At 72.6% G+C, this 3,741-nt stretch carries 4 protein-coding genes and 1 pseudogene; 4 read left to right on the top strand and 1 reads right to left on the bottom strand.

Features of this window, described 5'->3' with window-relative positions; all coding sequences use genetic code 11:
• The 4 genes and pseudogenes from G6028_RS03105 to G6028_RS03090 form a co-directional block, all read left to right on the top strand.
• A pseudogene (locus G6028_RS03105) lies at positions 1-218 on the top strand (hypothetical protein); the annotation flags it as partial.
• A gap of 60 nt (positions 219-278) precedes the next feature.
• Positions 279-902, top strand: a complete 624-nt coding sequence (gene purN, locus G6028_RS03100; protein WP_182658017.1) for a phosphoribosylglycinamide formyltransferase — start codon at positions 279-281, stop codon at positions 900-902.
• Positions 899-2,467 (top strand): bifunctional phosphoribosylaminoimidazolecarboxamide formyltransferase/IMP cyclohydrolase, encoded by a 1,569-nt coding sequence (gene purH, locus G6028_RS03095; RefSeq protein ID WP_182658016.1) that lies wholly within the window; start codon positions 899-901, stop codon positions 2,465-2,467. Before purN ends, purH begins: the two co-directional genes overlap by 4 nt.
• Positions 2,468-2,490: 23 nt before the next feature.
• On the top strand, positions 2,491-3,084 hold the full coding sequence (locus G6028_RS03090) for a TetR/AcrR family transcriptional regulator (protein ID WP_182645779.1): 594 nt from the start codon (positions 2,491-2,493) through the stop codon (positions 3,082-3,084).
• Here G6028_RS03090 and G6028_RS03085 read toward each other — a convergent pair.
• Positions 3,050-3,741 (bottom strand): DUF6537 domain-containing protein (locus G6028_RS03085; protein WP_338404134.1); only part of this gene is annotated, 692 nt, incomplete at its 5' end. The genes G6028_RS03090 and G6028_RS03085 overlap by 35 nt on opposite strands.

Raw genomic sequence — 3,741 nt, 5'->3', positions numbered from 1 at the left:
AAGAGACCGCCGGCGACGAGCCCGACGACGACGAGGTGGCGGCCCCCCGTCCCGAGTCCCCCGACTCCGCGAGCGGGACGGCGCCGGACTCCGGGGGAGCGACAGAGGGGGACGGGCACGACTCGGCGGTGGACGGCGCGGCGGTGGACGGCGCGGCGTCAGTCGAAGCCGAGACGGCCGGGGAGAGCCCTGACGAGCGCCCCAAGGCCTCCGACTAGACTGCGACCCGTGCCCGGGAATCCGGCGGGCGGGTGGATCGACGGGCAGGAGCGTAGGACGTGGTCAGTGCCGAGTCCGGAGCACCCTGCCAGGTCGTACTCCTGGCCTCCGGTGCCGGCACGCTCGCGCAGAGCGTCCTGGACTCGTCCGGCGGGGCCGACAGTCCCTACCGGGTCGTCGGCCTGGTCTCCGATCGCCACTGCGAGGCCGTGACCCGCGCCGAGACCGCCGGGCTGCCCACCGCGGTAGTCCGGCCCGCCGACCATCCCGACCGCCCGGCCTGGGACCGTGCGCTGACGGACGCGGTGCGCGGGTTCTCCCCGGACTGGGTCGTCTCCGCGGGTTTCATGCGCATCCTCGGCGAGTCCTTCCTCGGAGAGTTCGCCGGACGCGTGGTCAACACCCATCCGGCCCTGCTGCCGTCCTTCCCCGGCGCCCACGCGGTGCGGGACGCGCTGGACTACGGTGTGACGGTCACGGGATGCACCGTCCACCTGGTCGACGCCGGGGTGGACACGGGCCCGGTGATCGCCCAGTGCGCGGTCGACGTCCTCCCCGACGACACCGAGTCGTCCCTCCACGAACGAATCAAGGTCGTCGAGCGCGAGCTGCTCGTCGACATCCTCGCGGCCGCCGCCCGTGGCCGACTCCACACCGAAGGTCGAAAGGTGCACCTATCGTGACCGACTCCCGCAGGCCCGTCCGCCGTGCGCTCATCAGCGTCTACGACAAGACCGGACTCGAGGATCTCGCGCGGGGTCTGGCGGCCGCCGGCGTCGAGATCGTGTCGACCGGTTCCACCGCCCAGCGCATCGCGGCCGCGGGGGTCGCGGTGACGCCCGTCGAGGACCTGACGGGGTTCCCCGAATGCCTCGAAGGTCGGGTCAAGACCCTGCACCCGCGGGTGCACGCGGGCATCCTGGCCGACTCGCGCAAGCCCGAGCACCTCGAGCAGATCGCCGATCTCGGCGTGCAGCCGTTCGAGCTCGTCGTCGTCAACCTCTATCCCTTCACCGACACCGTCGCCTCCGGCGCGGACTACGACGCGTGCGTGGAGCAGATCGACATCGGTGGTCCGTCCATGGTCCGCGCGGCGGCCAAGAACCACCCGTCGGTCGCGGTGCTGGTGGACCCGGCCGGGTACGGCGAGGCCCTGGACGCGGTGGCCGAGGGCGGATTCCCGCTAGAGGAGCGCCGTCGGCTCGCCGCCGCCGCCTTCCGCCACACCGGTGCCTACGACGTCGCGGTGGCCACCTGGATGACGGAGCAGACCGCGACCCCCGCGGGGGACGGGGACGAGAGCTTTCCGGTGTGGCAGGGGCAGAGTCTCGACCTGGCCGCCACCCTGCGCTACGGAGAGAACCCGCACCAGGGCGCCGCCCTCTACACGGACTCCGCCGCGGCCCCCGGACTCGCTCAGGCCGAGCAGCTGCACGGCAAGGAGATGAGCTACAACAACTACGTCGACGGCGACGCCGCCTGGCGGACCGCCTTCGACCACGCCGAGCCGTGCGTGGCGATCATCAAGCACGCGAACCCGTGCGGCATCGCGATCGACGCCGACATCGCCGCGGCCCACCGCGCCGCCCACGAGTGCGACCCCGTCAGCGCGTTCGGCGGGGTGATCGCCGCCAACCGCGAGGTAACCCTGGAGATGGCCGAGCAGGTGGCCGAGATCTTCACCGAGGTGATCATCGCGCCCTCCTACGCGGACGGTGCCGTGGAGATCCTGCAGCGGAAGAAGAACATCCGGATCCTCGAGGCGAACCCGCCGGCGCAGGGGGAGCTCGAGCGCAAGCAGATCTCCGGGGGCGTGCTGGTGCAGCAGCGCGATTCGTTGGACGCCGACGGCGACGTGACCGCGGGGTGGACCAAGGCGTGCGGCGACGACGCCGACGAGGCGACCCTGCGCGACCTGCTGTTCGCGTGGCGCGCCTGCCGGGCGGTCAAGTCCAACGCCATCCTGCTGGTCCAGTCCGGCGCCACCGTCGGAGTGGGCATGGGCCAGGTCAACCGTGTCGACTCGGCCCGGCTCGCGGTGCAGCGCGCGGGGGAGCGGGTGACCGGGGCCGTGGCGGCGTCGGACGCGTTCTTCCCGTTCGCCGACGGGCTCGAGGTGCTCGCCGAGGCCGGGGTGCGCGCGGTGGTGCAGCCGGGCGGGTCCGTCCGGGACGCAGAGGTGATCGAGGCCGCCGAGAAGGCCGGGATCACGATGTACTTCACCGGCGCCCGGCACTTCTTCCACTGAGTTCGACGGTACCGAGGTCGCAGATGGATCAGCAGGAGGCCGTGGCGCTGACCCCACGAGCCCAGGCCAAGGCCCGCCGCCGCGACGAGATCCTCGTCGCGGCGGCCCGGCTCATGGCACGGCGGGGCTTCCACGCGGTGCGCCTGGACGACATCGGTGCGGAGGTCGGCATCTCGGGTCCGGGCATGTACCGGTACTTCTCCTCCAAGGAGGACGTGCTCGCCGAGATGCTGCTCGACATCTCGCGTCGGCTCCGCGACGGTGGACGCGCCGCGGTGGAGCGGGGCGGGGACCCGGCCGAGGTGCTGGACGCGCTGCTGGGGGTCCACGTGGACTTCGTGGCGACCGAACCGGATCTCATCAGCGTCCAGTTCCGCGACCTCGGCGCCCTCCCGGCCGGCCCCCGGCACGAGGTGCGCAGTCTGCAGCGCGAGTACGCCGAGATGTGGGTCGACGCGCTCGTCCGACTGCGCCCTGAGCTGCCCGCCGTGGACGCGCGGGCCCACGTCCACGCGGTGTTCGGACTGCTCAACTCCAGCCCGCGGCTGCCGTCGATGGCCGAGGCCGAACTGCGGCGTGTCCTCACCGCGATGGCATCGGCGGCTCTGCGGTCGTGAGAGCGCCGAGCAGCCGGGTGCGCTCCTCCCGGTAGCGGGCCACGTTCCCGAGCTTGACGTCCTCGTAGCCGCGCACCAGGTCCGGTAGTTCGGCCAGCGCGAACGCGGCATCCACCCAGGCGGAGTCCTCCCCTCCCGGGCCCGGGTTCCGGCGCCGCAGGTCGGCGGTGAGTCGGTCGACCAGCTCGCGGTACTCGGCCAGGAGTTGGCGTTCGACCCTGCGGACGTGGGCGTACCCGAACACGTCGAGTGGTGTCCCGCGCAGGCGCTTCATCCCCGCCAGTGCCCTGATCGCCGGCATGGCCCCGGGGCCGATCGAGATCTTGCGCTTCATCCCCATCGCCCGCAGCGCCGGCGGATGCAGCTTGAGTCTGGGGACGGCGCCCTCGCCCCACTCCTCGGTGACCTGCGCCGCGAACTCGGGGTCGACGGCCAACCGGGCGACCTCGTACTCGTCCTTGTAGGCCATGAGCTTGTGCAGGTTCCTGGCCACGGCGAGGGTGAGCCGCTCCGGGTGACCGCCGTCCGGCCCCTGCCGCCGGGCCTCGGCCGCGCGCAGGTCCTCGACCCGGCGGACGTAGTCGGCCGCGTAGGCCTCGTTCTGGAAGCCGATCAGCTCGTCGACGCGCAGGGCCACCACGGCGCGGAGGCCGTCGG

The sequence above is a fragment of the Dietzia cercidiphylli genome, from assembly GCF_014145145.1.
Taxonomy (GTDB): domain Bacteria; phylum Actinomycetota; class Actinomycetes; order Mycobacteriales; family Mycobacteriaceae; genus Dietzia; species Dietzia natronolimnaea.
This window is presented reverse-complemented; position numbering and strand designations above follow the sequence as displayed.

Excerpts from the sequence above, each read along its gene's own strand:
- G6028_RS03090 (WP_182645779.1), top strand. The coding sequence starts at position 2,491 with ATGGATCAGCAGGAGGCCGTGGCGCTGACCCCACGAGCCCAGGCCAAG.